Annotated in this window: 18 protein-coding genes and 2 pseudogenes; 10 read left to right on the forward strand and 10 right to left on the reverse strand. The window is 72.2% G+C overall.

The genetic code is table 11. From position 1 onward, the window contains the following. Position 1 precedes the first annotated feature (1 nt). From DCW30_RS00930 to DCW30_RS00940, 3 genes are all read left to right on the forward strand, one after another. Entirely contained in the window at positions 2 to 1,258 is a 1,257-nt protein-coding gene (locus tag DCW30_RS00930) for a cation:proton antiporter (RefSeq protein ID WP_076682677.1), read from the forward strand. A 94-nt stretch (positions 1,259 to 1,352) separates the two neighbouring features. After that, complete coding sequence (locus DCW30_RS00935) at positions 1,353 to 2,048, forward strand: hypothetical protein (RefSeq protein WP_076682679.1); 696 nt, start codon at positions 1,353 to 1,355, stop codon at positions 2,046 to 2,048. A gap of 84 nt (positions 2,049 to 2,132) precedes the next feature. Beyond that, entirely contained in the window at positions 2,133 to 2,726 is a 594-nt protein-coding gene (locus tag DCW30_RS00940) for a sigma-70 family RNA polymerase sigma factor (RefSeq protein WP_076682682.1), read from the forward strand. Between the two features lie 83 nt (positions 2,727 to 2,809). Here the strand turns inward: DCW30_RS00940 and DCW30_RS00945 are convergent, their stop codons facing one another. Then, the gene (locus DCW30_RS00945) at positions 2,810 to 3,283 is read right to left on the reverse strand and encodes a GNAT family N-acetyltransferase (RefSeq protein ID WP_076682684.1); all 474 of its coding nucleotides are present in this window, start codon (positions 3,281 to 3,283) and stop codon (positions 2,810 to 2,812) included. Between the two features lie 240 nt (positions 3,284 to 3,523). On the opposite strand from DCW30_RS00945, the gene hemC reads away from it, so the two are divergent. After that, positions 3,524 to 4,459 carry a hydroxymethylbilane synthase gene (gene hemC, locus DCW30_RS00950; RefSeq protein WP_076682686.1) on the forward strand — a complete coding sequence of 312 codons (936 nt, stop codon included), beginning with the start codon at positions 3,524 to 3,526 and terminating at the stop codon, positions 4,457 to 4,459. 11 nt (positions 4,460 to 4,470) lie between these two features. Here hemC and pulA read toward each other — a convergent pair. From pulA to DCW30_RS00985, 7 genes and pseudogenes are all read right to left on the reverse strand, one after another. After that, positions 4,471 to 7,062: pseudogene (pulA, locus tag DCW30_RS00955) on the reverse strand (pullulanase-type alpha-1,6-glucosidase); the annotation flags it as partial. 457 nt (positions 7,063 to 7,519) lie between these two features. Beyond that, positions 7,520 to 8,917 (reverse strand): annotated as a pseudogene (locus tag DCW30_RS00960) (alpha-amylase); the annotation flags it as partial. 398 nt (positions 8,918 to 9,315) lie between these two features. Continuing rightward, a complete protein-coding gene (locus tag DCW30_RS00965) occupies positions 9,316 to 10,383 on the reverse strand; it encodes a LacI family DNA-binding transcriptional regulator (RefSeq protein ID WP_062772629.1) in 1,068 nt (355 codons plus the stop codon). Further along, positions 10,371 to 12,068: a glycoside hydrolase family 13 protein gene (locus DCW30_RS00970; RefSeq protein WP_076682692.1), complete on the reverse strand. Its 1,698-nt coding sequence runs from the start codon at positions 12,066 to 12,068 to the stop codon at positions 10,371 to 10,373. The genes DCW30_RS00965 and DCW30_RS00970 overlap by 13 nt, the downstream gene beginning before the upstream one ends. A 28-nt stretch (positions 12,069 to 12,096) precedes the next feature. Then, positions 12,097 to 12,993 (reverse strand): sugar ABC transporter permease, encoded by an 897-nt coding sequence (locus tag DCW30_RS00975; protein ID WP_373569006.1) that lies wholly within the window; start codon positions 12,991 to 12,993, stop codon positions 12,097 to 12,099. Then, positions 12,987 to 14,033 carry a carbohydrate ABC transporter permease gene (locus tag DCW30_RS00980; RefSeq protein ID WP_076682694.1) on the reverse strand — a complete coding sequence of 349 codons (1,047 nt, stop codon included), beginning with the start codon at positions 14,031 to 14,033 and terminating at the stop codon, positions 12,987 to 12,989. Before DCW30_RS00980 ends, DCW30_RS00975 begins: the two co-directional genes overlap by 7 nt. Positions 14,034 to 14,071: 38 nt before the next feature. Beyond that, positions 14,072 to 15,343: an extracellular solute-binding protein gene (locus tag DCW30_RS00985; protein ID WP_076682696.1), complete on the reverse strand. Its 1,272-nt coding sequence runs from the start codon at positions 15,341 to 15,343 to the stop codon at positions 14,072 to 14,074. Between the two features lie 351 nt (positions 15,344 to 15,694). Between DCW30_RS00985 and DCW30_RS00990 the strand changes: the two genes are divergently transcribed. Beyond that, positions 15,695 to 16,732: a LacI family DNA-binding transcriptional regulator gene (locus DCW30_RS00990; RefSeq protein WP_076682698.1), complete on the forward strand. Its 1,038-nt coding sequence runs from the start codon at positions 15,695 to 15,697 to the stop codon at positions 16,730 to 16,732. 40 nt (positions 16,733 to 16,772) lie between these two features. On the opposite strand, the gene rfbB is transcribed toward DCW30_RS00990, so the two are convergent. Together rfbB and DCW30_RS01000 are read right to left on the reverse strand one after the other, a co-directional pair. Next, complete coding sequence (gene rfbB, locus DCW30_RS00995; protein WP_076682699.1) at positions 16,773 to 17,804, reverse strand: dTDP-glucose 4,6-dehydratase; 1,032 nt, start codon at positions 17,802 to 17,804, stop codon at positions 16,773 to 16,775. Next, positions 17,801 to 18,868, reverse strand: a complete 1,068-nt coding sequence (locus DCW30_RS01000) for a glucose-1-phosphate thymidylyltransferase (protein ID WP_076682701.1) — start codon at positions 18,866 to 18,868, stop codon at positions 17,801 to 17,803. The genes rfbB and DCW30_RS01000 overlap by 4 nt, the downstream gene beginning before the upstream one ends. A 249-nt stretch (positions 18,869 to 19,117) precedes the next feature. On the opposite strand from DCW30_RS01000, the gene DCW30_RS01005 reads away from it, so the two are divergent. Genes DCW30_RS01005 through DCW30_RS01025 form a run of 5 tightly spaced genes read left to right on the forward strand, consistent with a single transcriptional unit; the run spans position 19,118 to position 24,573 of the window. After that, on the forward strand, positions 19,118 to 20,413 hold the full coding sequence (locus DCW30_RS01005; RefSeq protein WP_079249874.1) for an aspartate aminotransferase family protein: 1,296 nt from the start codon (positions 19,118 to 19,120) through the stop codon (positions 20,411 to 20,413). Next, positions 20,410 to 21,477, forward strand: coding sequence for an ABC transporter ATP-binding protein (locus DCW30_RS01010; protein WP_237283307.1), 1,068 nt, complete (start codon positions 20,410 to 20,412; stop codon positions 21,475 to 21,477). The genes DCW30_RS01005 and DCW30_RS01010 overlap by 4 nt, the downstream gene beginning before the upstream one ends. Continuing rightward, positions 21,474 to 22,289, forward strand: a complete 816-nt coding sequence (locus DCW30_RS01015; protein WP_062772653.1) for an ABC transporter permease — start codon at positions 21,474 to 21,476, stop codon at positions 22,287 to 22,289. The genes DCW30_RS01010 and DCW30_RS01015 overlap by 4 nt, the downstream gene beginning before the upstream one ends. Continuing rightward, positions 22,286 to 23,086, forward strand: coding sequence for an ABC transporter permease (locus DCW30_RS01020; protein ID WP_076682703.1), 801 nt, complete (start codon positions 22,286 to 22,288; stop codon positions 23,084 to 23,086). Before DCW30_RS01015 ends, DCW30_RS01020 begins: the two co-directional genes overlap by 4 nt. Before the next feature lie 8 nt (positions 23,087 to 23,094). Continuing rightward, positions 23,095 to 24,573, forward strand: a complete 1,479-nt coding sequence (locus tag DCW30_RS01025) for a hypothetical protein (protein WP_076682705.1) — start codon at positions 23,095 to 23,097, stop codon at positions 24,571 to 24,573. Positions 24,574 to 24,575: the final 2 nt, after the last annotated feature.

Genomic DNA, 24,575 nt, shown 5'->3' on the forward strand with positions numbered 1-24,575 from the left:
CGTGCACTCCGCTGTCTTCCTGATCGAGTTCGGCGCGATCATCCTGGCCCTCGGCCTGCTCGGCAGATTCGCCGGGCGCTTCCAGTTCTCGCCGATCCCGCTGTACCTGCTCGCGGGGCTCGCCTTCGGTCAGGGCGGGCTGCTGCCGCTCGGCGCGAGCGAGGAGTTCGTCGCCATCGGCGCCGAGATCGGCGTCATCCTGCTGCTGCTGATGCTCGGGCTCGAATACACCGCGAGCGACCTCGTCAGCAACCTCAAGACGCAGTATCCGGCCGGGCTCGTCGACATGACGCTCAACGCCGTGCCGGGCGCCGTCGCCGCGCTCCTCATGGGCTGGGGCCCGGTCGCCGCCGTGGTCCTCGCCGGTGTCACCTGGATCTCGTCGTCGGGCGTCATCGCCAAGGTCCTCGGGGACCTCGGGCGGCTCGGCAACCGCGAGACCCCGGTGATCCTCAGCATCCTGGTCCTCGAGGACCTGGCGATGGCCGTCTACCTGCCGATCATCACCGCGCTGCTCGCGGGCGTCGGCCTGGCCGCGGGCAGCCTCACGCTGGCCATCGCCCTCGGCGCGGCCGGCGTCGTGCTCTTCCTCGCGGTGCGCTACGGACGGCTCATCTCCCGCTTCGTCTCCAGCGACGACCCGGAGAAGCTGCTCCTCGTGGTGCTCGGCCTGACCATCCTGGTCGCCGGGCTCGCGCAGCAGCTCCAGGTGTCCGCCGCCGTCGGCGCGTTCCTGGTCGGCATCGCGCTCTCCGGTGAGGTCGCCGAGGGCGCCCACTCGCTGCTCGCGCCGCTGCGGGACCTCTTCGCCGCCGTCTTCTTCGTCTTCTTCGGCCTGCACACCGACCCGGCCAGCATCCCGCCGGTGCTGCTGCCCGCCCTGGCGCTCGCCGTCGTCACCGCGTGCACGAAGATCGCCACCGGCTACTGGGCGGCGCGCCGCGCGGGCGTCTCCGTACGGGGCCGCTGGCGCGCGGGCGGCGCTCTGGTGGCGCGCGGCGAGTTCTCCATCGTCATCGCCGGCCTCGCGGTCGCCGCGGGCATCGAACCCATGCTGGGGCCGCTGGCCACGGCGTACGTCCTGATCCTTGTCATCGTCGGCCCGCTGACCGCCCGTTACACGCAGCCCGTCGCGGATCACGTGAGCGGGGTCATCGCCCGCCGCCGCATGGCCGGGGACCCCGCTGCCGCGGTGGTGCCCGGACCGCGGGAGACCGTGGAGTCGCTGGACGGGCAGGACGCGGGCGAGCGGTCCTAGCCGGCGGCGCGCGCCCCGCCGGGCAGGGGGCGCGCCGCGGGGAACTCCAGGACCGCCGCCCGAGGCCCCCTTCCCGCCTGGCACGATGCTTCCCATGACGTCAGGGCCCGCGTTCCGCCTCGCACGAGCCGCCGTGTTCGCGGCCGTGTGCGTGGTGGCGACGGCCCTGGGTCACGCGCTCATGTCCGGTGCCCCGCTGCCCTGGTGGGCGGTGGGGTACGCGTTCGCCGCCACGTCGGCCGCCGCGTGGTGGCTGACCGGGTGTGAGCGCGGGGCCCTCGCGGTCACCGGCGCCACCGTCGCGTCGCAGCTGGGCCTGCACGAACTGTTCGGCCTGGCCCAGCGGGTGAGCGCGCCCGCCCCGGCCGCCGTGCCGGCCTCCGCGCCCGTGTCCACGGCCACGGGTGGCGGCATGGACCACACGGGCCACCCCATGCCGGTGCCCGTGCCGGCGTCACCGCACGCCGCCATGCCGGACGAGGGCGTCTCCCACTGGATCATGTCCGTCTTCGGGCACAGCGCCCTCGGCATGTTCCTCGCCCACCTCACCGCCGCACTGCTCTGCGCCCTGTGGCTGTGGCGCGGCGAGGCGGCCGTGTTCCGCACCGGGCGGGCCCTCGCCGCCGCCGTCTTCGTGCCGCTGCGGCTGGTCCTCACGGCCCTGGCCGTCTCCCTTCCCCCGGCCCCGCCGCACGTCGGCGCGCTCGCGCCCGTACCGCGGCTGCGCGGGGTCCTCCTGCAGCACGCCGTCTCCCGCAGAGGTCCGCCGGTCCTTCCGGCCAGTTCCTGACACCGCCCGCACCCCACGTGCCGGGCGGATCTTCGGCGTTCCCCGCCGAAGCACCGAACTCTCCTCACCGAAGGACCTCTTGCGATGCCTCATGCCCTCGTGCACCCCGGACACGGCACGGACGCGGCCCGGGACGAGCTGATAACGGAATGGGCCCTCGCCGCGCGCGACGGCGACGGCGACGCGTTCGAGCGGTTCGTGCGCGCCACCCGGCGTGACGTCCTGCGCTTCGTGGCCCACCTCAGCGGCGACCCGCACGCGGCCGACGACCTGACCCAGGAGACGTATCTGCGCGCCCTGACCTCGCTCCACGGCTACGCCGCCCGCTCCTGCGCCCGCGTCTGGCTGCTCGCCATCGCGCGGCGCACGGTCGCCGACCGCTTCCGCATGGCGGCGGCCCGGCCCCGGATCTCCGACACCGGCGACTGGCAGGCCAGCGCGGAGCGTGCCCAGCCGCGCGGTCTGCCCGGCTTCGAGGAGGGCGTGGCCCTGCTCGACCTGCTGGCGGCCCTGGACGCGCCGCGCCGCGAGGCGTTCGTGCTGACCCAGCTCGTCGGACTCCCGTACGCGGACGCCGCCGCCGCCGTCGGCTGCCCCGTGGGGACGGTGCGCTCCCGGGTGGCGCGCGCCAGGGAGCGGGTGAGCGCGCTGCTGCTCGCGGCGGACCGCGTCGCGTGACCCGCACCGGCTGACCACGACGGGCCCCGGCCGTCGGCCCCCGCACACCTCGCGGGGACCGGCGGCCGGCTCCAGGACCGGCCCTAGCCGGTGTTCTCGCGCACGAACAGCGTCACCGACACGCTCGCCTCGAAGCCGTTGGCGCGCATCAGGGCGGCCGACGCCGTGTTGCGGGACTCGACGTCCGTGACCACGGCGTCGGCCCCGGCCTCCGTGAGCGTCGCGCAGCACGCCTTGACCAGGCGGCTCGCGACGCCCTGGCCCTGGTACTCGGGGGCGCACGCGATCCACTCCAGGTTGCCCCAGTCGGAGCGCTGGTCGAAGCCCATCGAGCCGAGCACGAAACCGGCGAGTTGTTCCCCGTCGAGCGCCACCCAGCAGGCGGACGCCTCGCTGTCGAGGTGGCCCGCGATGGCCGAGAGGGACCACGACGTGTACGGCTTGACGGAGGTGTCGTAGACCCTCCGCCCCAGGGCGAGGACATCGGCCAGATGGGCGGGCGTCATCGGGGCGAGCGCGACGGCCCCGCGTTCCGGCGGCGCGGCGGGGGTGGACATACGGGCCTCCCAGGGGCGGGCGCGGCGCCGGGCCGCGCCTTCGTCACCTCACGCTATGAGGCGGACCGCGGTCGCGCACGCGGAGCGGACCCGGGCGGCGGCCGGGCCGCACATGCCGCCGGGAACCCCGCGCCCCACCTGTCACTGGGCCAACTGGGCTACGCCGGACGCCCTTTGCCACACCTCCCGGATCGGGGACACGTGCGTGACCCGCCCCCGCGAAGGCCTATCGTGGAGCGCATGTCCGCTCCTGAACTGATCCGCATCGTCTCCCGCTCCTCCCCCATGGCCCTGGCCCAGGTGGAGCGCGTCCGCACCGAGCTCGCCGCGCTGCACCCCGGTATCCGCACCGAGGTCGTGCCGGTCACGACCTCGGGCGACCGCTGGATGGGCGACCTGGCGCAGCTCGGCGGCAAGGGCGCCTTCACCAAGGAGGTCGACGCCGCGCTGCTCGCGGGCGAGGCGGATCTCGCCGTGCACTGCGTGAAGGACGTACCGGCGGACCGGCCGCTGCCCGCGGGCACGACGTTCGCCGCGTTCCTCAAGCGCGACGACATCAGGGACGCGCTGATCCACCCCGGCGGCCTCACCCTCGACGAGCTGCCGGCCGGCTCCCGCATCGGCACCTCCTCGGTGCGCCGCCGGGCGCAGCTCGCCGCCTCGCACCCCGAGCTGGAGTGCGTGCCCATGCGGGGCAACGCGGGGCGCCGCCTGGAGAAGCTCGCCGCGGGCGACGCCGACGCGCTGCTGCTCGCGCAGTCCGGCCTGGAGCGCATCGGCCGCCCCGACCTGGCGACCGACGTGCTGTCCGTCGAGACGATGTGTCCGCCGATCGGCGCCGGCATCCTCGCCCTGCAGTGCCGTGAGGACGACACCGCGACGATCGACGCGGTGTCGGCCCTCGGTGACCGGGACGCCTGGCGCGAGGCGACGGCCGAGCGCATGTTCCTGCACGTGCTGCAGGGCCACTGCAACTCCCCCATCGCCGGGTACGCGCGCTCCGAGCGGGGCGGCGACCTGTCGCTGCGCGCCTGCGTCTTCACCCCCGACGGCAAGACCGTGCTGAACGCCCACGAGTGGGCGGGCCCGCTCGACCCGGCGACGCTCGGCACGTCGGTGGCCGTCGCGCTCCTGCGCCAGGGGGCGCGGGAGCTGATCGACGGCATCGCGCACTGACGGGGGCGTCCTCAGCGCCGCTCGAAGACGGCGACCGTACGGGCGGGGACGGTGAAGGTACCGGACTTCCGCTCGTACGAGGACGCCTTGACGGTGGTGTCGGCGCCCTTGGCCTGTACGGGGTGCAGCCGGTACGCCGTGTCCTTCAGGCCCGCCACCCGCTGCTCCCGCGCGTCCGGGGTCGCGTTGAAGACGACGACGAGGTCACCGACCCGCATGGTGACGACGCCCGGCGTCTCCGCGTCGGTGCCGGAGAGCGGGAAGGAGAGCCGGGACTGGACCTCGGCGGCCGTGGTCAGGGAGAAGGCGGGCTCGCTCGCGCGCAGCTTCACCAGGTCCCGGTAGGCGGCCGACGCGCCGTCGATCTCCCGGCAGCCGGGGTTCAGGGCGGCGGAGGCCAGGAGGGGCTTGGCGAAGCTCCACTTGGCCTTGTTGTCCGCGGCCACCGGCAGCCCGCGCCCGAAGCCGTTGCCGTCGCGGCAGCTCCAGTGGATGGCGTTGAACCAGTCGCCGCTGTCGAAGGAGTTCCGGTCGAGGGACTTCGAGCGCAGCAGGTCGCTGCCGGCCTGGGAGAGCGAGGGGCCCTGGGCGAGGGTCGCGGTCGCCATGGCGAGCACCTGCATGCGGGCGCGGTCGGCGGGTGAGGTGTCCGCGGGGAGCTTGAAGGCGAGCGCGTCGTACAGCGACTCGTTGTCGTGCGCGTCGGCGTAGGAGAGGGCGTCGCCGGGGGCCGCCGCGTATCCGGCGGGGGAACCGTTGTAGTCGACCTGCGAGCCCTTGACCCTGCGGCCCGCGGAGTCGGTGAACGTGTACGAGGCCAGGTTGCCGGTCAGTCCCACCTTCAGCAGGTCCTGGTAGTGCAGGAGCCGGGCCTTCTGCTCGGCCTTCGTGCCGTTCGCCTTCGAGGCGTTGGGGTCGGTGTAGAGGCCGCTCGCGAAGCCCTGGACGCCGGGGTCCTCGTCGAAGGGGCTGCCGCCGCGCACGGCGTCACGGGCGCGGTCGGAGAAGGTGGCGACGCCGGTGCCCGCCATGTTCTTCTGGGTGGCCTGGACGAAGCGGGCGTCGTCGGCGACCTCGCCGAAGTTCCAGCCCTCTCCGTAGAGGATGACCTTCTTCCCGTCGACGCCGTCCTTCTTCGGCGTCAGCGCGTCCAGGGCCTTCCGCACGGCGACGATGTTGGCCTTGGGGTGGTGGCCCATCAGGTCGAAGCGGAAGCCGTCGACCTTGTACTCCTTGGCCCAGGTGACCACGGAGTCGACGACGAGCTTGCCCATCATGGCGTTCTCGGGCGCGGTGTTCGCGCAGCACGTCGAGTTGGCGACGCTTCCGTCGGCGAGGAGCCGGTGGTAGTAGCCGGGCACGATCTTGTCGAGGACGGACTCGTCGGCCTGGCCGCCGGCGACCGTGTGGTTGTAGACGACGTCCATGACGGCCCGCAGCCCGGAGCGGTTCAGGCCTTGGACCATCTGCCGGAACTCGACCGTGCGCCGGGTCCCGTCCGGGTCGCTCGCGTAACTGCCCTCCGGCACGGTGTAGTGCACGGGGTCGTAGCCCCAGTTGTAGCCGTCCTCGGCGGCGGCCTCGGAGACGCACGCCTGCTGCTCGTCGGAGTCGGGCGCGGACGCCGTCAGGTCGCAGTCGGGCTCGGCCTGGTCACCGCGGCGTTCGGGGACGATGCCGAAGTCGGAGACGGGCAGCAGGTGGACGTACGACGTGCCGGCCCTGGCGAGCTCGCGCAGGTGCTTCATGCCGTCGGACGCCTTGTCCGTGAAGGCGCGGTACTCACCGGGGTGGCGGGACGTGCGGTCCTCCACGGAGAAGTCGCGGACGTGCAGTTCCTGGATCTGCGCGTCCCGCAGCGGTGTCGCCCTCGGCTTCCGCAGCCGGTCCCAGCCGGCGGGGGCGAGCCGCGGGTCGTCGAGGTCGGCGGCGAGGCTGCGGGCGGAGTCGGCGGTGAGGGCGGTGGAGTAGGGGTCGGTGACCTTGTTGGTGACCACCTTCTGGACGCTGGGCGCCCACACCTTCACGACGTACCTGTACGGCTTGCCCTGCCAGGCCTTGGGGCCGCTGACGGACCACACGCCGCTGGTGTCGTCGCGCCGCATGGGCACGGTCCTGCCGTCCAGTTCGAGGGCGACGGACCGGGCGGTGGGCGCCCAGACGGCGAGCGAGGTGCGGCCGTGGCGGAACCTCGGGCCGAGTTCCGCCTTGGTGGCGGCGGCGCCGTAGAGGTCATCGAGGATGCCCTGCGTCTGGACGCCGGTGGCGTCGAGCAGCGTCCCGTCGGCGTCCTCGCGGACCGCGACGACCTGGCCGGTCAGGGCACGGCGGGCCTGCGCGCGGTCGCGCGGCTCGACGCTGAAGGCGGCATAGCCCTTGAGGTGCGGGAACTTCTGGCGCTGGGCCTCGGTCAGGCCGCCCTCGACCGGTGTCAGGCGTATGCGCCGCCCTTCCCCGACCAGCTTCCCGTCCCGCACGGTGAGCCGCCCGTCGGGGTCGTACACCAGCTCGTGCCGGGCGCCGGCGGCGCCGGGCAGGTCCCAGGCGAGGGTGTTCCGGTCGATCCACTGGGCTCTGGCCTTGGTCGGATCGAGCGCGTCGCCCGCGTCGGCGACGGCCGAGGCCCTGGGCGCCGCGCCGACGGAGGGGGCCAGGGGCACGACGACGGCGAGCAGGGCGAGGGAGGTGGCGAGGAGCGAACGACGGGGGGAGCCGGTCAAGGGGGTCTCCTTGAAGGGGGAGGGACGGAAGCGGGGCCCCTCGGGCGTGTGGCGGAGGAGGAACGGGACCAGGGGCGGAGCCCTGAAATCACTCCGGCGGAGGAGGAGCGACCCAGGGGCGACGCCCTGGGATTCAGCCCCTCCGGCGTTTGAGGAGCGGGGTCCGGGGCGGAGCCCTGGAATCCAGCACCCCGGCGTCAGGGGGCGGGACCAGGGGCCGAGCCCTGAGTCACTCCGGCGTGAGAGGGGCGGAGCCCGGGGCGGGGCGGGCCGCCCGGCAGCGGGAAGGCGGATGCCGGGCGGCCCAGAGGACGGGTTCAGCCGCGCCGCACGGCGCTCAGCACTTGCGGGCCCCCACGTGCAGCGCGAGCGCCGTGTCGGGCGCCACGGACGCCGTGAACTGCCCCGAGCCGTTGACGTTGACGGTCCTGCGGCCCTGGACGTCGCAGTACGTGCCGGCGGCCAGCGAGGTCTGGAAGGTCCGGTTGACGGCGTGACCCTCGTGGTTGATCACCACGTACGCCTTGTCGCCGCGGCCGAAGGCGATCGCGTCGTTGCCGTTGTCCCACCAGTTGGTCATGCCCTTGCCGTGCGCGGCGTTGCGGAACTTGACCATGCTCTTGATCTCGGGCCAGGCGTGCTGGCACTTCCAGCCGTCGTTGTAGCAGGCCTTCACATGACCGCCGTCGGGCGACCCCGCGTCGTTGTTGCTGAACTCGTAGCCGGAGTGCACGTCGGGCGAGCCGTAGGGCAGGGCGAGCATGAACACGTGCGCGAGGGTGTACTTCGCGCCGTCCTTGTAGTTGAGGCTCTGGCCGTGCCGTTCGGTGTCGTGGTTGGTGACGAAGACGGACGACTTGGAGCCGGGCATGTAGCCCCAGCCCTCGCCGTAGTTCTTGAGGTAGGCGAGCTTCTCGTCGTTGAAGACCCGCTTGAGGTCCCAGGCGTACCGGAACTCCTGCGCGTCGCCGACGGCGGTGTACTCGCTCGGCGAGACCGCCTCGTTCGCGCCGTACAGCGTCTCCTGCTTCCAGTAGACGTCCTGCTTGTTCAGCCGCGACTTGATGTTCTTGAGGTCGTCGACGGGGATGTGCTTGGCCGCGTCGACGCGGAAGCCGTCGACGCCGAGGGAGAGGAGGTCGTTGAGGTAGGTCGCGATCCTGCCCCGGACGTACTCCTCGCCGGTGTCGAGGTCGGCGAGGCCGCCCAGTTCGCAGTTCTGGGTGTTCCAGCGGTCCTGGTAGTTGCTGATGGACGCCTGGCAGTTGTCCATGTCGAAGCGGGAGTACGTGCCCGGGTAGTCGTATTTGGTGAAGCGGGAGCCCGCGGAGCCGGTGCCCGAGGCGTTCGTCATGTGGTTGATCACCGCGTCGGCGACGACCTTGACGCCCGCGGAGTGGCAGGTGTCCACCATGTTCTTGAACGCGGACCGGTCACCGAGCCGGGTGCCGATCTTGTAGCTCACGGGCTGGTACGCGGCCCACCACGCCTCGCCCTGGAGGCGCTCCTGTGGTGGTGACACCTGCACGGCGCCGTATCCGTCGGGGCCGAGCTGGTCCGTGCACGCCTTGGCCACCGAGGCGTACTCCCACTCGAAGAGCACGGCGGTGACGTCCTTGCCGCCGGGCGGGGCGGCCTGTGCCTGCGGGGCTCCGGCGACGAGGCCGCCGGCGACTCCGGCGGCGAGGGCGAGGGTGGCGGCGAGGGGTCTGCGGACCCCGGTCTTCCGGGCAGCCATGATGGTCTCCTGCGTCAGTGGGGATGGCCCTGTGCGGCAACGCGCCGTGCCCGTCAGGCCGTTGAAGGATGTTGCAGCAACATTTCAACGCCGATTTCGGACGAGACCGTACGACCCCGGGGAACCGGGGTCAACCCTTCACGCACAACTGGTCGCCACACTGCGGTTTCCGGGATTTCATACGCCGCAAGACCTTTCGCAAGAGATTGCGACGGTGTTACGTTCAACCACGACTCCGGTTCGAGCGGCCGGGGGCCCGGCACACCGGGCCCCACGCGCCCGGCCGTTCGGGCCGGGTCCCAGGAACGGGAAGGCCCCGGGGCCACATCGTCACCCCGCTGCCCCGACCGGGCCGGCTCCGGGGCCGTCCTTCCAGAGCCTGGCCCGTACGTCCGCTCTCAGCGCGGCGCCTGCGCCGTGGACCCCCGGACGACCAGCTCGGGCTGGAAGACGAACTCCGTGTGCTGCACGGGGTTGCCCTGGATCTCTTCGAGCAGCGCGCCCACCGCCGCGGTGGCCATGGCCTGCACCGGCTGACGCACCGTCGTCAGCGGCGGGTCGGTGAACGCGATCAGCGGCGAGTCGTCGAAGCCGACGACGGAGACGTCCCCCGGCACCGAGAGCCCGCGCTGACGCACCGCGCGCACGGCCCCGAGCGCCATCATGTCGCTGCCGCAGACCATCGCCGTGCACCCCTGGTCCAGGAGCGCGCTGGCCGCCGCGTGGCCGCCCTCGACGGTGAACAGGGTGCGCTGCACCAGCCGCTCGGCCTCCCCCTGTGCCAGGCCGAGCAGGCCGTGCAGCGCCGCGGTGAACCCCTCCGCCTTGCGCCGGGAGGGCACGTACCTGGTCGGGCCGATGGCCAGACCGATCCGCTCGTGCCCCAGATCGACCAGGTGGCGCACCGCCATCCGGGCCGCCGCTCGGTCGTCGGGCGAGACGAAGGACACCGGGATGTTCTCGTTGTAGCCGTTGATCAGGACGAACGGCGTGCCCCGCCCCGCCAGTTCGAGGTAGCGGGTGGGGTCCGCCGTGGTGTCCGCGTGGAGCCCGGAGAGGAACACGATGCCGCTGACGCGGCGCTCCTCCAGTTGCTCGACCAGTTCGTCCTCGGTCGCGCCGCCCGGCATCTGGGTGCACAGCATGGGCGTGTAGCCGTGCCCGGCGAGCACCTGCTCGACGACCTGCGCGAAGGCGGGGAAGATCGGGTTGCTCAGCTCGGGGACGACGAGCCCGACGAGACCGGCGCTGTGCCGCTTCAGGCGCAGCGGGCGCTCGTAGCCCAGGATGTCCAGGGCCGCGAGCACCCGTTGCCGCGTGCCCGTCGCCACCCCCGGTTTGCCGTTGAGCACCCGGCTCGCGGTGGCTTCGCTCACCCCGGCCTGGGCCGCGATGTCCGCGAGGCGCGGAGCACCGCGGTCGGCCCAGTCCGAGGCGCGCGGCGGGGAGGTGGTCACACCGCCCACCAGGCGGTGGTGTCCGCGGGCAGTTCGGTCGTGCCGTCCACGATCTCCACGGCGGTGTTGGCGAGCAGGACCCGGCCGGGGGCCGGCATCCGCACCGGGGCGCCCGTGGTGTTCGCGGTGCACACGAAGCCCTCGCGGCGGAAGGCGAGCACGCCCTCGGGGGCGTCGAGCCACTCCAGCGAGTCACCGGCGCCGAGGCCCGGCTGCGTCCGCCGTACGTGCAGCGCCCGCCGGTAGAGCTCCAGGGTCGAGTCGGGGTCACCGGTCTGGGCCTGGACGCTCAGCTCGCCCCAGCCGGCGGGCTGCGGCAGCCAGCTCCCGCCCGCGCCGAAGCCGTGGCTCGGCCCGTCGACGGTCCACGGGATGGGCACCCGGCAGCCGTCGCGGAAGCCGTCCTGGCCGCTGGCCCGGACGAACGAGGGGTCCTGACGCACCTCGTCGGGCAGGTCGGTGACGTCGGGCAGGCCGAGCTCCTCGCCCTGGTAGACGTAGGCGGAGCCGGGCAGCGCGAGCATCAGGAGGGTCGCGGCGCGGGCGCGGCGCAGGCCGAGCTCGCGGTCGCCGGGCGTGCACAGCTGGGTGCCGAGCCCCGGCGGGTTGGCGAACCGCGTGGCGTGGCGGGTGACGTCGTGGTTGGAGAGCACCCAGGTGGCGGGGGCCCCGACGGGCCGCATGGCGGCCAGCGACTCGTCGATGACCGCGCGCAGCTCGGCGGCGTCCCAGTAGGTGCCCAGGTAGTGGAAGTTGAAGGCCTGGTGCATCTCGTCGGGGCGCACGTAGGCGGCGGCGCGCTCGACGGTGGGCGTCCAGGCCTCGGCGACGAGGATGCGCGCGCCCGACCCCTGGCCCCGGCCCCCGGAGCCCGCGGGGCCGAGGTCGTTGCCCGCGTACTCGGCGAGGACGGCGCGCCAGCTGCGGTAGATCTCGTGCACACCGTCCTGGTCGAAGAACGGCATGGCGTCGTTGCCGAGCAGCTTGAGCTGGTCGTGGGTGCCGAGGTCGGGCAGGCCCTCGGCCTTGACCAGGCCGTGGGCGACGTCGACGCGGAAGCCGTCGACGCCCATGTCGAGCCAGAACCGCAGGATGGAGCGGAACTCGTCCCGGACGGCGGGGTGCTCCCAGTTGAAGTCGGGCTGCTCGGGGGCGAAGAGGTGGAGGTACCACTCGCCGTCCTCGACGCGCGTCCAGGCGGGGCCGCCGAAGATGGACTCCCAGTCGTTGGGCGGGAGTTCGCCGTCGGCGCCCTTGCCGGGGCGGAAGTGGTAGCGCTCGCGCAGCGGGGAGCCCGGGCCCTCGCGCAGGGCGCGCTGGAACCAGTCGTGCTGGTCGGACGAGTGGTTGGGCACCAGGTCGACGATGACGCGCAGGCCCAGCGCGTGGGCGTCGCGCAGGAGGGCGTCGGCGTCGTGCAGGTCGCCGAACATCGGGTCGATCGCGCGGTAGTCGGCGACGTCGTATCCGGCGTCGGCCTGCGGCGACGAGTAGAACGGACTGAGCCAGACGGCGTCGACGCCGAGGTCCCGGAGGTAGGGCAGCCTGGCGCGGATGCCCGCCAGGTCGCCCATGCCGTCACCGTTGCCGTCGGCGAAGCTGCGCGGATAGACCTGGTAGATCACCGCGTCGCGCCACCAGTCCGTGCGGGTGCCGGAGGCGGGGGCTGTGGGGGCAGCGAGATGCTGGGTCATGTCTTCCCTGGGATCGAGAGATCGAGAGTCAGGACTTGGTCGCGCCGGCCGTCAGTCCGCCGACGAGGTGGCGCTGGACGAAGCCGAAGATGATCGCGGCGGGCACCGCGACGATCACCGCGGCGGCCGTCAGCGAGCCCCAGTCGCTGGTGTACTGGTTGACGAAGGTCTGCAGGCCGCCGGCGAGGGTGAGGTTCTCCTCGCCGGTCATGAACGCGGACGCGTAGGCGACCTCGGCCCAGCCGGTGATGAAGCTGTAGAAGCCGGTGACGGCGAGCCCCGGCTTGGCCAGGGGCACGATGAGCCGCCAGAAGGTGCCGAACGGGTTGAGGCCGTCCACGCGCCCCGCCTCGTCGATCTCCACCGGGATGGTGTCGAAGTACCCCTTCATCATCCAGGCGCAGAACGGCACGGCGATCGTCAGGTAGGTGACGACGAGGCCGATGGGCTGGTTGAGCAGGCCCAGGCTCGCGAGGAGGTTGTACAGCGGCACGATGAGCACCGCGACGGGGAACATCTGGGTGATGAGCAGCAGCCACATCAGCGGCCGCATGCCGGGGAACCTGAAGCGGCTGACGGCGTAGCCGGTGGTCGCGGAGATGAAGACACCGATGACGGTGGTCAGGCCGACGACGAGCAGGGAGTTGCCGACCCAGCTCACGAACTCGGTGTCGTTGATGACGTGGTCGTAGTTGCCGAGGGTGAAGTCCTTCACCAGGGCGGTGGAGAACGCCTCGCTCTGCGGCTTGAACGACGTGATCAGCAGCCACAGCGGCGGCAGGACCGCGATGGCGGAGGCGATGAGCAGCGTCACGTGGAGGCCGACGGAGGCCAGGGGGCCGCGTTCGCCGCGCGCCCTGACCTTCCGCTTCGGCTCGCTCGGGCTCGTGGTCCCGGTCGGTCGGTTCGTCGCGGTGGTCACCAGACTTCTCCCTGCTTGCGGAGCGCGCGGCGGTAGAACACCGCGAAGAGCGAAAGGAGCAGCAGAATGATCACGCCCCAGGCCGCGGAGCCCGCGAAGTCGCGGGGGCTCACGACGAAGGAGAGCCGGTAGGCGTACGTCACCAGGATCTCGGTGGCGTCTCCCGGACCGCCCCGGGTGAGCAGGAAGATCACCGGGAACATGTTGAAGGTCCAGATGCTGCTGATGAGGATCACCGTGCTGCTGACGGACCGCAGGCCCGGCAGGGTGATGTGCCGGAAGCGCTGCCAGGCGTTGGCGCCGTCCATCTCGGCGGCCTCGTACAGCTCGCCCGGGATGGACTGGAGGCCGCCGAGCATGGCGACCAGCATGAACGGCACGCCGAGCCAGACGTTGACGGTGATCACCGAGAGCTTGGCCCAGGTGGGGTCGTTCAGCCACGGGATGGCGTCGATGCCGCCGCCGGCCAGGAGCTTGTTGAGGATGCCGTTCTTCTCGTTGAAGATCAGCCGCCAGGTGAACACGGAGACGAAGGCGGGCACCGCCCAGGGCAGGATCAGCGCCATCCGGTAGAAGGAGCGTCCCGCCAGCTTGCGGTTGAGCATGTTGGCCAGGGCCAGGCCGAGCGCGAAGGACAGCGCGACACAGGAGACGGTCCAGATGACGGTCCAGGTCAGCCGGTCCCAGAACACGCCGTCGGAGAGGACCGCGGTGTAGTTGTCGAGGCCGACCGACTCGTACGTCGCCGGGATGTGGTTGACGCCGATGGTGCGCTCGACGTTCGCCTCGTTGGCGTCGGTCGTCGACAGGTAGAGGCCGCGCACCAGCGGGTAGCCGATGATCACGCCGATCACGGTCACCACGGGGGCGACCATGGCCCAGGCGTACCAGTGGGTGGACAGCGCCCGGCGCAGGCGCCCGGGGTTCTTGCCGGACCGGTGGTTCTTCCCGGTGCGGTCGGTTTTGCCGGTCAGGTGGCCGCGGCCGCGGATGCCCGGGGCATCCGCGGCCTTCACCACCGACTGGCCGCTCTCGACAGCCATGAGGCGGTCAGCCCTCCTCTTCTTCCCGTTCCCGCTGCTTACTTGTAGTCCTTGAGGAGCTTGCGGTAGGCGTCACCGACGCCGTCCGCCGCGCCCTGCGGCGAGGCCTTGCCGCTGAGCACCTTGCCCATCTGCAGGCGGATCGGCTCGAAGAGGGAGTTGGCCTGCGGGATCCACGGGCGCTCCACGGACTTGTCCACGGCCGGCTTGAAGAACTGCACCATCTGGTTGTCCTTGACGGACTTCTCGTCGTAGACCGACGTGCGGGTGGGCAGCAGGCTGAGCTTCTCGGTGGTCTGCTGCTGCACCTTGGCGGAACTCATGTACTTGATGAACTCGTAGCTCGCGTCGAGGTTGCCGGAGCCCGCGTAGGCGGCGAGGTTCCAGCCGCCCTGCGGGGAGGCCTGACGGTCGCTGCCACCGGGGACGGGGGCGACGCCGAGGTTGCCCTTGTCCGCCTTGAACTCCTTGCCCTGCAGCGCGCCCTCGATGGACCAGGGGCCGTCGATCGCCATGGCGACCTCGCCGTCCTTGAAGGCGTTCAGCTGGTTGTTGTAGCCGTCGCTCGCGTCGGTGGTGGCGGCCTTGGAGTCGACCAGGTCCTTCATCACCTTGAACGCGGCGGCGCCCTCGGGGTCGTCGGCGGTGATCTTCTTGTTCTTGGTGTCGAGGAGGTCGCCGCCCTCGCCGTAGAGGTACGGGAGGTAGTAGTACGGGTCGTCGCCGCGCAGGTAGAGGCCGGTCTTGCCGGTCTTCGACTTGATCTTCTTCGCGGCGGACTTCACCTCGTCGAAGGTGGCGGGGACCGGGACGCCGGCCTTCTTGAGCATCTTCTTGTTGTAGAAGAGCGCCAGGGTGTCGATGGTCTGCGGGACCGCGTACGTCTTGCCCTTGAACTTGGTGCTCGCCGCCGCCTGCGGCAGGTAGTCGCCCGCGTCGTCCAGTGCGGCGGTGCCCTCCAGCGGGGCGAGGTAGCCGAGGTTGGCGAAATCGGCGACCCAGGCGACCTCGGTGCGCATCACGTCGGGGGCCCCGGAGTTGCCGCCCGCGGCGTTCTTGAACTTGGCGTTGGCCTCGCCGAACGCGACGCTCACGTAGTTGACCTTGACGTCGGGGTGGAGCTTCTCGAAGCCCTTGGCGAGCTTCTCGTAGGTCCCCTTCTCCGCGTCGTTCGAGGTGTCCCAGAAGGTGACCGTGCCGGAGAGCTTGCCCGAGCTCTTCTTGCCGCTGTCACCGTCGTCACCACCGCAGGCTGCCGCCGTCAGGGTGAGGGCCGCGACCAGCGCGGTGGCCCCTATGCCACGCCGCATGTGAACTCCTTCGACTGAACCCGAGGAACGAGGGGAGGCGTGACCTCGGGGGAGAGGCGCCTCCGGGTGAGCCGCACTGGACGCGGCGCCGGGTTGCCAGGGAACGTAACAGGATTGAAAAAGCTCCGAAAGACCTTGCGGGAAATTTCTGCAAGCGTTGGTCATTGTTACCGCTGCGTGTCCTTACGGTTGCCAACGATGCGCTTGACACCGCTCTGAGGTGGCCCTAATCCCCCGTGGCGGCCGCTTTCAGAGCTGCAAGTTTCTTGCATGAACGGAAGCTTGCAGCAAAGTTGCATGCCCTTGCCCATCTGGTGGGCAAGCGGGCCGGTGACAGGTACAGTCCAGTCCATGACCGCACGGCTCGTCGACATCGCAGCGCAGGCGGGGGTCAGCGAAGCGACCGTGAGCCGCGTCCTCAACGGCAAGCCCGGTGTCGCGGCGGCCACCCGGGAATCCGTCCTCGCGGCGCTCGACGTGCTCGGCTTCGACCGCCCCTCCCGCCTGCGCCAGCGCAGCAGCGCGGGCCTGGTCGGACTGATCACACCCGAGCTGGACAACCCCATCTTCCCCGCGCTCGCCCAGGTCATCGGACAGGCCCTGACCCGCCAGGGGTACACACCGGTGCTCGCCACCCAGACCCCGGGCGGCTCCACCGAGGACGAGCTGACCGAGATGCTGGTCGACCGCGGCGTCTCCGGCATCATCTTCGTCTCGGGCCTGCACGCGGACACCACCGCCGACATGGAGCGCTACGAGGTGCTGCGCGGCAAGGGCGTGCCCTACGTCCTCGTGAACGGCTTCTCCCCCAAGGTGCGGGCCCCCTTCGTCTCCACCGACGACCGGGCCGCGGCGCGGCTCGCCGTGACGCACCTGGCCGCGCTCGGCCACACCCGCGTCGGCCTCGCGGTGGGCCCCCGGCGGTTCGTGCCGGTCCTGCGCAAGATCGAGGGTTTCCAGCTCGGCCTGCGCGAGCGCCTCGGGATGACCGCCGAGGCCTCCGCCGAGCTGATCGAGCACTCGCTGTACTCGCTGGAGGGCGGCCAGGCCGCGGCGGACACACTGATCGGCCGGGGCTGCACCGCGATCGTGTGCGCCAGCGACATGATGGCGCTCGGCGCGGTCCGTGCCGCCCGCGAGCGGGGCCTCGACGTGCCCCGCGACATCTCCGTGGTGGGCTACGACGACTCCCCGCTCATCGCCTTCACCGATCCCCCGCTGACCACGATCCGCCAGCCGGTGCAGGCGATGGGCCAGGCCGCGGTCCGCACGCTCCTGGAGGAGATCGGCGGCACGCCCGCGCCGCACAGCGAGTTCGTCTTCCTGCCGGAGCTGGTCGTCCGCGACTCGACCGCGTCGGGCCGGCGGGACGACCGCCGCTCCGCCTAGGCCTCTTCACGGGCCCTCGCACGGACTCCGGGGGGCGCGGCTAGCAGCGGGCCGGCAGCAGGGGTTCCCACCAGGCGCGGTTCTCGCGGTACCAGTGGACCGTGCGGGCCAGGGCCTCGTCGAAGTCGGTCCGCGGGCGGTAGCCGAGCTCGGTGCTGATCTTGGTGTGGTCCACGGCGTATCGGCGGTCGTGGCCCTTGCGGTCGGTGACGTGGGCGATGCGCCCGCTGTCCGCGCCGCACAGCGCGAGCAGCCGGTGGGTCAGCTCCAGGTTGGTCAGGGAGGTGCCGCCGCCGATGTTGTAGACCTCGCCCGGCCGCCCTCCGGTGCGCACCAGCTCCAGGCCGCGCACATGGTCGTCGGTGTGCAGCCAGTCCCGGATCTGGAGCCCGTCGCCGTACAGCGGCACGCTGTCCCCGTCGAGCAGGGCGGCGAGGAAGCGCGGGATCAGCTTCTCCGGGTGCTGGTGGGCGCCGAAGTTGTTGGAGCAGCGGGTGACCCTGACGTCGAGGCCGTGGGTGCGGTGGTGGGCCAGGGCGATGAGGTCGGAGGCCGCCTTCGACGCCGCGTAGGGCGAGTTGGGCGCGAGTGGGGACTCCTCGGTGGCCGCGCCGTGCGGCAGCGAGCCGTACACCTCGTCGGTGGAGACGTGCAGGAAGGGGCTGACGCCGTGCCGGAGCGCGGCGTCGAGCAGCGTCTGGGTGCCGAGCACGTTGGTGCGGGTGAAGTCGGCGCCGCCCGCGATGGAGCGGTCGACGTGGGACTCCGCGGCGAAGTGCACGATCTGCCCGTGGTCCGCGACCAGCGCGTCGACCAGCTCGGCGTCGCAGACGCTGCCGTGCGCGAACGTGAACCGGGGGTCGTCGCGCACCTCCGCGAGCCGCGCGAGGCTGCCGGCGTAGGTGAGGCTGTCGAGGACGGTCACCGCACCGCCCGGGCCGTCGGGCCCGAGCAGTGCGCGGACGTGGGCGGAGCCGATGAACCCCGCGCCGCCGGTGACGAGGATGCGGGAGGCGCGGTCCGTGCCCGCGGTCCGGGGGCCGGCGGCGTGCGCCGGGGCGTTGTCGGTCATGAGGTGAGCTGCACTCTGCTGTGGTCTCCGATGACGAGCCGGTGGGCGCCGGGGAGGCGGGGCGCGGGGGACACCGCGGCGCCCCGTCCGATCAGGGAGCTCTCGATGCGGGAGGCCCCCTCGACCTGCGCGCCGCGCAGCAGTACGGAGTGCGCGATGGCGCTGTCCTCGATCCGGCAGTCCTCGGCGATGGCTGTGTAGGGGCCGATGCTGCTGTTGCTGACGACGGTACCCGCGCCGATCACCACGGGGCCGACCAGGCGTGAGCCGCGTACGACGGCGCCCTCGGCCACCCGGACGCGGCCGACGAGGGTGCTGTGCGGATCGACCTTGCCCTCGACGAGGCCCGTCATGCCGTCGAGCACCTGCCGGTTGACCTCCAGGAGGTCGTCGACGCTGCCCGTGTCGCGCCAGGGCCGCTCGGTGGTCTCCGCGGCCACGCGCTGACCCTGGTCGATCAGCCACTGCACGGCGTCGGTGATCTCCAGCTCGCCGCGGCCCGACGGGCTGATCGCCCGGACCGCCGGGTGGATCTGCGGGCCGAAGGCGTAGACGCCGATGAGGGCGAGGTCGCTGCGCGGCCGGTCCGGTTTCTCCTCCAGGCGTAGGACGTCGCCGTGCTCGTCGAGCTCGGCCACGCCGAAGGCCGTGGGGTCGGGCACCGGGGTGAGCAGCAGCCGGGCCGCGCTCCGGTCGGTCTCGGCCCGCCGGACGAATCCGGTGAGGCCCTCTTGCAGGTAGTTGTCGCCGAGGTAGAGCAGGAAGTCGTCCTCGGCGAGGAACTCCCGGGCGAGCAGCACCGCGTGGGCGAGGCCCAGCGGGCTGTCCTGTTGCAGGTAGGTGACCCGGAGTCCGAAGCGGGCGCCGTCGCCCACGGCTTCGCGGATCTCGGTGCCGTGCCGGCCGACCACGATCGCGGTCTCGGTGATGCCGGCCGCGGCGATGGCCTCAAGGCCGTAGAAGAGCACGGGCTTGTTGGCGATGGGCAGCAGTTGCTTGGCACTGGTGAAGGTGAACGGCCGCAGTCGGCTGCCCGTTCCGCCCGCCAGGATCAGAGCCTTCAAGGAAGCCGCCCGCTCTGCGGGGCGGCAAGGGGGTGCGTCACCACGTTTCCCTCCTCGTACTCGAAGCGGCTCCATGACTCAAGCAGAGCCGACCCGACTGCCGCAAGGCCTGTCTGAAACTTTCTGAAAGCTCTTGCCAAAGGTGTCGGCGGCTTGTTTCACTCGATCCGCGCCCACCGGGCCCTGGCTCAACTTCCGGATCCCGGCGCGCACTTGACGCACGATCGGAACCACCGACTGGGGGCAGCAGTGACAGGTCACCGCCAGCGCGCACAGCTGGCCGGGGAGGCCGCCCACCTGGCGCCCGGCGCCTCGGAGGAGACCGCCCTCGGGCAGCGTGTCTTCGCACACGGCCGGGGCGCCGTCCTGACGGATCTGGACGGCGCCGACTACCTCGACTTCGCCGCGGGCACGCTCACGCAGTCGCTCGGCCACTGCCACCCCGAGGTCGTCGACGCGCTCACCGCGCAGGCCGCCCGGCTGTGGAACGTGCACGACAGCGCGACCGAGGGGCGGGACGTACTCCTCGACCTGCTCACCCGGTTGCTGCCCGAGCACCTGGACACGTACGCCTTCTTCTCCACCGGCGCCGAGGCCGTCGAGGCCGCGCTGCGCGTGGTGCAGGCGACCGCTCCCCCGGGCCGCAACCGGCTCGGCGCGCTCCGCCACGGCTTCCACGGCAAGACGATGGGCGCCCGGATGCTGGTGCACTGGGACATCGGCAACCAGGCCTTCGCGGGGAACAGCGTCCTCGGCTACTCGCCGTACTGCTACCGCTGCCCGCTCGACCTGGAGTACCCCTCGTGCGAAGTGCGTTGCGCCTCGCTGGTGCGCAAGCACATCGCCGAGAAACCGAACGTCTCCGCGCTCGTCTTCGAGCCCGTGCTCGGCGCGGCCGGCGTGATCGTCCCGCCACCCGGCTACTGGGAACAGATCGCCGAGGCCTGCCGCGCGAACGGCGTGCTGCTCGTCGCCGACGAGGTGCTGACCGGCGGCGGGCGCACCGGCTCCTTCCTCGCCAGCGAGGCCCTGGGCATCGAACCGGACCTGGTGGTCCTCTCCAAGGGCATGGCCAACGGCTTCCCCTTCGCGGTGCTCGCCGGCCGCGCCGAACTGCTGCGCTCACCCGAGGCCGCGCGGGCCGGTTCCTACGCCTCCACCTACGCGAGCAACCCCCTCGGCATCGCCGCCGCGCGCGCCACGCTCGGCATCATCGAACGCGACCGGCTCACCGAACGCGTGCGGGAACTCGGGGCGTTGCTCGACGAGCGGCTGAGCGCCCTGCGGGCACGGCATGAGCAGCTCGGTGACGTCCGCGCGGCCGGGCTGCTGTTCGGCCTGGAGTTCGTGACGGACGAGGACAGCCGTACGCCCGCGCCCGACATCGCCCGAAACGTCTACACGACCGCGCTCGACCTCGGCCTGCGCACCTCGGTCGGCGGGCACATCATCCGGCTCGCCCCGCCGTTCACCCTCACCGAGGCCCAACTCGACGAAGGCGTGGGCATGCTGGCCGAGGCCATCGAGCGGGTGACCGCCACGTGACCGGCTCCCCGCCCGTGATCGTCGCGGAGAACCTCACCAAGGAGTTCCGCGTCGCCGAACGCGGCCCCGGCCTGCTCGGCGCGCTCGCCACCCTCTTCACCCGCGAACACCGGATCGTGCGCGCGGTCGACGGGGTCTCCTTCGAGATCCCCGCCGGCTCGCGGACCGCGTACATCGGGGCCAACGGCGCGGGGAAGTCCACCACCATCAAGATGCTCACCGGCATCATGACGCCCACCTCCGGGCGCTGCCTGGTCGCAGGCATCGAGCCCTACCGCGAACGGCAGCGCAACGCCCGCTCCATCGGCGTCGTCTTCGGCCAGCGCAGCCAGCTGTGGTGGGACCTCTCGGTGCCCGACTCCTTCCGCATCCTGCGCCGGATCTACGACATCCCCGAGCCGGTCTACCGCCGCAACCTGCGGCTCTACCGCGAACTCCTCGACATCGACGCCTTGGGCACCACGCCGGTGCGGCAGTTGAGCCTCGGGCAGCGGATGCGCGCCGAGATCGCGGCGAGCCTGCTGCACGACCCGGCCGTCGTCTTCTGGGACGAGCCGACCATCGGCCTCGACATGGTCCTGAAGGAGGCCGTGCGGGTCCTGGTCAACCGCGCCAACCAGGAGCTCGGCACCACCGTGGTGCTCACCAGCCATGACATCGGCGACATCGCGGCGATCTGCGACAGCGCCCTGGTCGTCGACCGCGGCCGGGTCGTCCACCAGGGCACCATCCAGGACCTGCTGCGCACCGCCGACCGGCGCAGCGTCACCTTCGACCACCGCGACCCGCTGCCGCTGCCCGCCGCCTGCGAGGAGATCGAGCGGGGGCTGCCCGGTGTGCGGGCGAGCGAGGACGACGGCGGGCGCATCCGGGTGGACTATCCCGTCGCGGCCTTCACCTCGCGGCAGGTGCTCGCCTTCCTCCTCGACCGCTTCGACCTGGCCGACTGCTACGCCCCCGAACCCGACCTGGAGGACGTGCTGCGGCGCGTCTACGAACGCGACGCCACCGAGAGCGCGTCCCCCGACCAGCCGGCCGCACCCGTCGAGAGCGGGGCCGCATGAGTGCGGTGACCCGCGCCCGCCGCTATCTGCCCTTCGCCACCGGCGGACTGCAGTCGCTGCTCCAGTACCGCTCGATGTTCTTCGTCACCGGGGTCACCGCGGCGGCCGGCGCCGCCGTGACGGTCTTCCTGTGGCGCGCCGTGTACGCGGGCTCGCCCGGCGCCGGGCCCGGCGGTTTCACCGCGGCGGGCATCACCACGTACCTCCTGGTGGCGCAGGTGCTCCAGGTGCTGCACGCCAACCGCGTCGACGACGAGGTGGCCGCCGAGGTCTACCGGGGTGACGTGGCGGTGATGCTGGTGCGCCCCGTGAGCTATCCACTCGTGCGGTTCGCCGCCTGCCTGCCCGTGGTGGCGGCCAACGCGCTGCTCGTCGGCGTCCCCGTGCTGCTGCTGTTCTCCTTCCTCGTCCCGATGACGGCGCCGACCGCCGGGAACGCCGCGCTGTTCGCGCTGTCCACGCTCCTCTCGGTGCTCATCGCCTTCTGCGTGAACCTGCTGACCGGCATGACCGGCTTCCTCACCACCAACACCTGGGGCGTGCGCATGCTCAAGCAGAGCGTGGTCGCGTTCTTCGCGGGGCAGCTCGTCCCAATCGCGCTGATGCCGGGCCCGCTCGCGGCCGTCGCCATGGCGCTGCCGTTCAGGGGCATGGTCGACGGCCCGCTGACCCTGCTCCTCGGACGGTACGAGGGCGTCGCGGGAGCCCTTGGTGTGCTGGCCCAGCAGGCGGGCTGGGCCGTGGCGCTCGCCGCCCTGTCCGCGGTGCTGTGGCGCGCCGCCACCGGACGCCTGGAGGTGCTCGGCGGATGACGCGCACGGCTCTGCGGTACCTCCGGCTCTCCCTCTTCCTCGGCGGCGTCGGGCTGCACCGGCTCGCCGCCTACCGGCTCGACTTCGTGCTCGGCGCGGGGGCGTTCCTGGTGCGGGTCGGCATCCAGACGGCCGTGGTGGGCCTGGTCTTCCGCCAGGTGCCCGCCGTGGGCGGCTGGTCGTACCACGAGGTGCTCTTCCTGCTCGGCTTCTCCCTGCTGCCGCGCGGCCTCGACCACCTCTTCACCGACCAGCTCTGGGAACTGGGCCGCAAACTGGTGCAGCGCGGGGAGTTCTACCGCTATCTCATCCGGCCGGTGAACCCGCTGTTCTCCCTGCTCTCCGAGCGCTTCTTCCACCCCGACGGCCTGGGCGAGCTGATCGTCGGCGCGGTCCTCGTGTTCTGGGCGGGCAGTGAACTCGGCCTGGACCCGACCGCGGCGCAGTGGGCGCTCGCGCCGTTGCTCGTGCTCTGCGGCGCGCTGATCCACACCGCCGTGAAGCTGTTCTTCGCCTCGCTGTCCTTCTGGACCGTGACGAGCCTGCCCTCGATGTACGCCGCCACGCAGGTGTCGGAGTTCGCCGCCTACCCGCTGGACATCTACCACTCCTCGCTGCGCGCCCTGCTGACCTGGGTGCTGCCCTTCGCCTTCACCTCGTACGTGCCCTGCGTCTACCTCCTGACGGGCGACACGGGCCTCCTGGTCTGGCTCCCCGTGGTGACCGCGGGGGCGGTGCTCACGGCTCTGGCGGTGTGGCGGCGCGGCATCAACCGATTCGACATGACCGGGAGTTGAGACGCCGCATGATCCGCGACGCAGACCTCGCACCGCTGTTGCGCACCGCGCCCTGGATGTCCGAGGACGGCCGCACGGCCGACCGCTACGAACGCGTCGACCACGCGGTGCTCGGCGACGCCGCGCTCCTCCTCGTGGTCGCCGCCGTCGGCGGGCCCGCGGCCGGGCAGCGGTTCTTCCTGCCCGTACGCCCCGGCGGCACGAGAGGCATCGAGGAGGCGCACGGCAGCACGGAGTTCGACGCCGCCGCCGTCGCCAGGGCCTGCTACGGCGGTGAGCTGCTGACCGCGCGCGGCGGTACCATCCGCTTCCGCGGGGCGGGCGGTCCCGCGCCCGACGTGCGCAGGCTGCCCTTCGAGCAGGGCTGGTCCTCCAACGCCCTGTCGCTGGTGGACATCGCCGGCGTGCCGCACATCCACAAGACCTACCGCAGGCTCGACGAGGCCGTGCGCGAACCGGAGCTGCTGCGGCTGATGAGCGGCACCGGGCACACCCCCGAGTGGGCCGGCGACTACACCTACACCGACCCGGCCACGGGCGCCCGGCATCCGCTGGGCGTGATCTACCGCTACGCCCCCGGCGACGGCATCGACCTGCCGCTGCGGGAGAACCTGCGCTCGCTGTGGCCGCGCCTGACCGACGCCCGGCAGTCGCCCGCCGACGTGGTGCGGCCCCATCTGCTGCCGCTGGAGGACCGGCTCCGCGCGGCCGGCACGTTCCTGCACGCCTTCCACCGCGACCTGGCGGCGCGGCTCGGCGGGCCCGCGCCCACCGGGTATCCGGCGCGGGAGGTGCTCGCGCGGGCCGCCGAGCGGCGGACCGGACTCGCGGAGGCGCGGGTGGCGCTGCCCGAGCAGTCCTGGCACGCCGCCTTCGCCGCGCTCGAAGCCGAAGTGGTATCGCTGGGCGCGGCGTTCGAGGGCCGGGACGAGGTGCCCGGAGCCGGCCCGTGCCACGGCGACCTCCACCTGTCCCACCTGCTGTGCGGCCCCGGCGCCGTCACCGGTTGGCGGATGAGCGTGATCGACCTCTCCACGCCCGCGCTCGGCCCCGACGACCCGGGCTGGGCCGCGCAGTCGCCGCTCCAGGACCTCGTCGCCGTGGAGCGCGCCCTGGAGTACTTCGCGGCCGACGAGGCGGCGTTCGAGAGCGCCCGGCGCCTCGGCGTCGACTCCCTGGAGACGATGCGCGGCGCCCTGGACGGCGCCCCCGGCTGGGCGGAGGCGGACCGCGCCGTCCTCGACCAGGTGTTCCGCACGGCCGACCGGTGGCGGGAGCGCGTGCTGCGGCTGCTGCTCGGCCCGGCCGCCGACAGCCCGCTGCGGCGCCTGCTGTACCTGCGGCGGCTGCTGCACGAGCTGGCCTACAACTGCGCCCACGCCCGCCCCTACCACGCCGCGATCGACCTGCGCCACGCCCTGGCGCTGGGCGGCGCGCGCACCCCCGCCCTCCATCCCGCCTCCGCTTCGACCTCCGCGAGGACGTGACC

The sequence above is a fragment of the Streptomyces alfalfae genome (genome assembly GCF_004127445.1).
In the GTDB taxonomy this organism is placed as follows: Bacteria; Actinomycetota; Actinomycetes; order Streptomycetales; family Streptomycetaceae; genus Streptomyces; species Streptomyces alfalfae.

What these genes read in the sequence shown, in the direction of transcription:
- DCW30_RS00980 (WP_076682694.1), bottom strand. Translation starts at nt 14,033, where the DNA reads ATGGCTGTCGAGAGCGGCCAGTCGGTGGTGAAGGCCGCGGATGCCCCG.
- DCW30_RS01015 (WP_062772653.1), top strand. Translation starts at nt 21,474, where the DNA reads ATGAGTGCGGTGACCCGCGCCCGCCGCTATCTGCCCTTCGCCACCGGC.
- hemC (WP_076682686.1), top strand. Translation starts at nt 3,524, where the DNA reads ATGTCCGCTCCTGAACTGATCCGCATCGTCTCCCGCTCCTCCCCCATG.
- DCW30_RS00990 (WP_076682698.1), top strand. Translation starts at nt 15,695, where the DNA reads ATGACCGCACGGCTCGTCGACATCGCAGCGCAGGCGGGGGTCAGCGAA.
- DCW30_RS00985 (WP_076682696.1), bottom strand. Translation starts at nt 15,343, where the DNA reads ATGCGGCGTGGCATAGGGGCCACCGCGCTGGTCGCGGCCCTCACCCTG.
- DCW30_RS00940 (WP_076682682.1), top strand. Translation starts at nt 2,133, where the DNA reads ATGCCTCATGCCCTCGTGCACCCCGGACACGGCACGGACGCGGCCCGG.
- rfbB (WP_076682699.1), bottom strand. Translation starts at nt 17,804, where the DNA reads ATGACCGACAACGCCCCGGCGCACGCCGCCGGCCCCCGGACCGCGGGC.
- DCW30_RS01020 (WP_076682703.1), top strand. Translation starts at nt 22,286, where the DNA reads ATGACGCGCACGGCTCTGCGGTACCTCCGGCTCTCCCTCTTCCTCGGC.
- DCW30_RS00945 (WP_076682684.1), bottom strand. Translation starts at nt 3,283, where the DNA reads ATGTCCACCCCCGCCGCGCCGCCGGAACGCGGGGCCGTCGCGCTCGCC.
- DCW30_RS01025 (WP_076682705.1), top strand. Translation starts at nt 23,095, where the DNA reads ATGATCCGCGACGCAGACCTCGCACCGCTGTTGCGCACCGCGCCCTGG.
- DCW30_RS00935 (WP_076682679.1), top strand. Translation starts at nt 1,353, where the DNA reads ATGACGTCAGGGCCCGCGTTCCGCCTCGCACGAGCCGCCGTGTTCGCG.
- DCW30_RS00970 (WP_076682692.1), bottom strand. Translation starts at nt 12,068, where the DNA reads ATGACCCAGCATCTCGCTGCCCCCACAGCCCCCGCCTCCGGCACCCGC.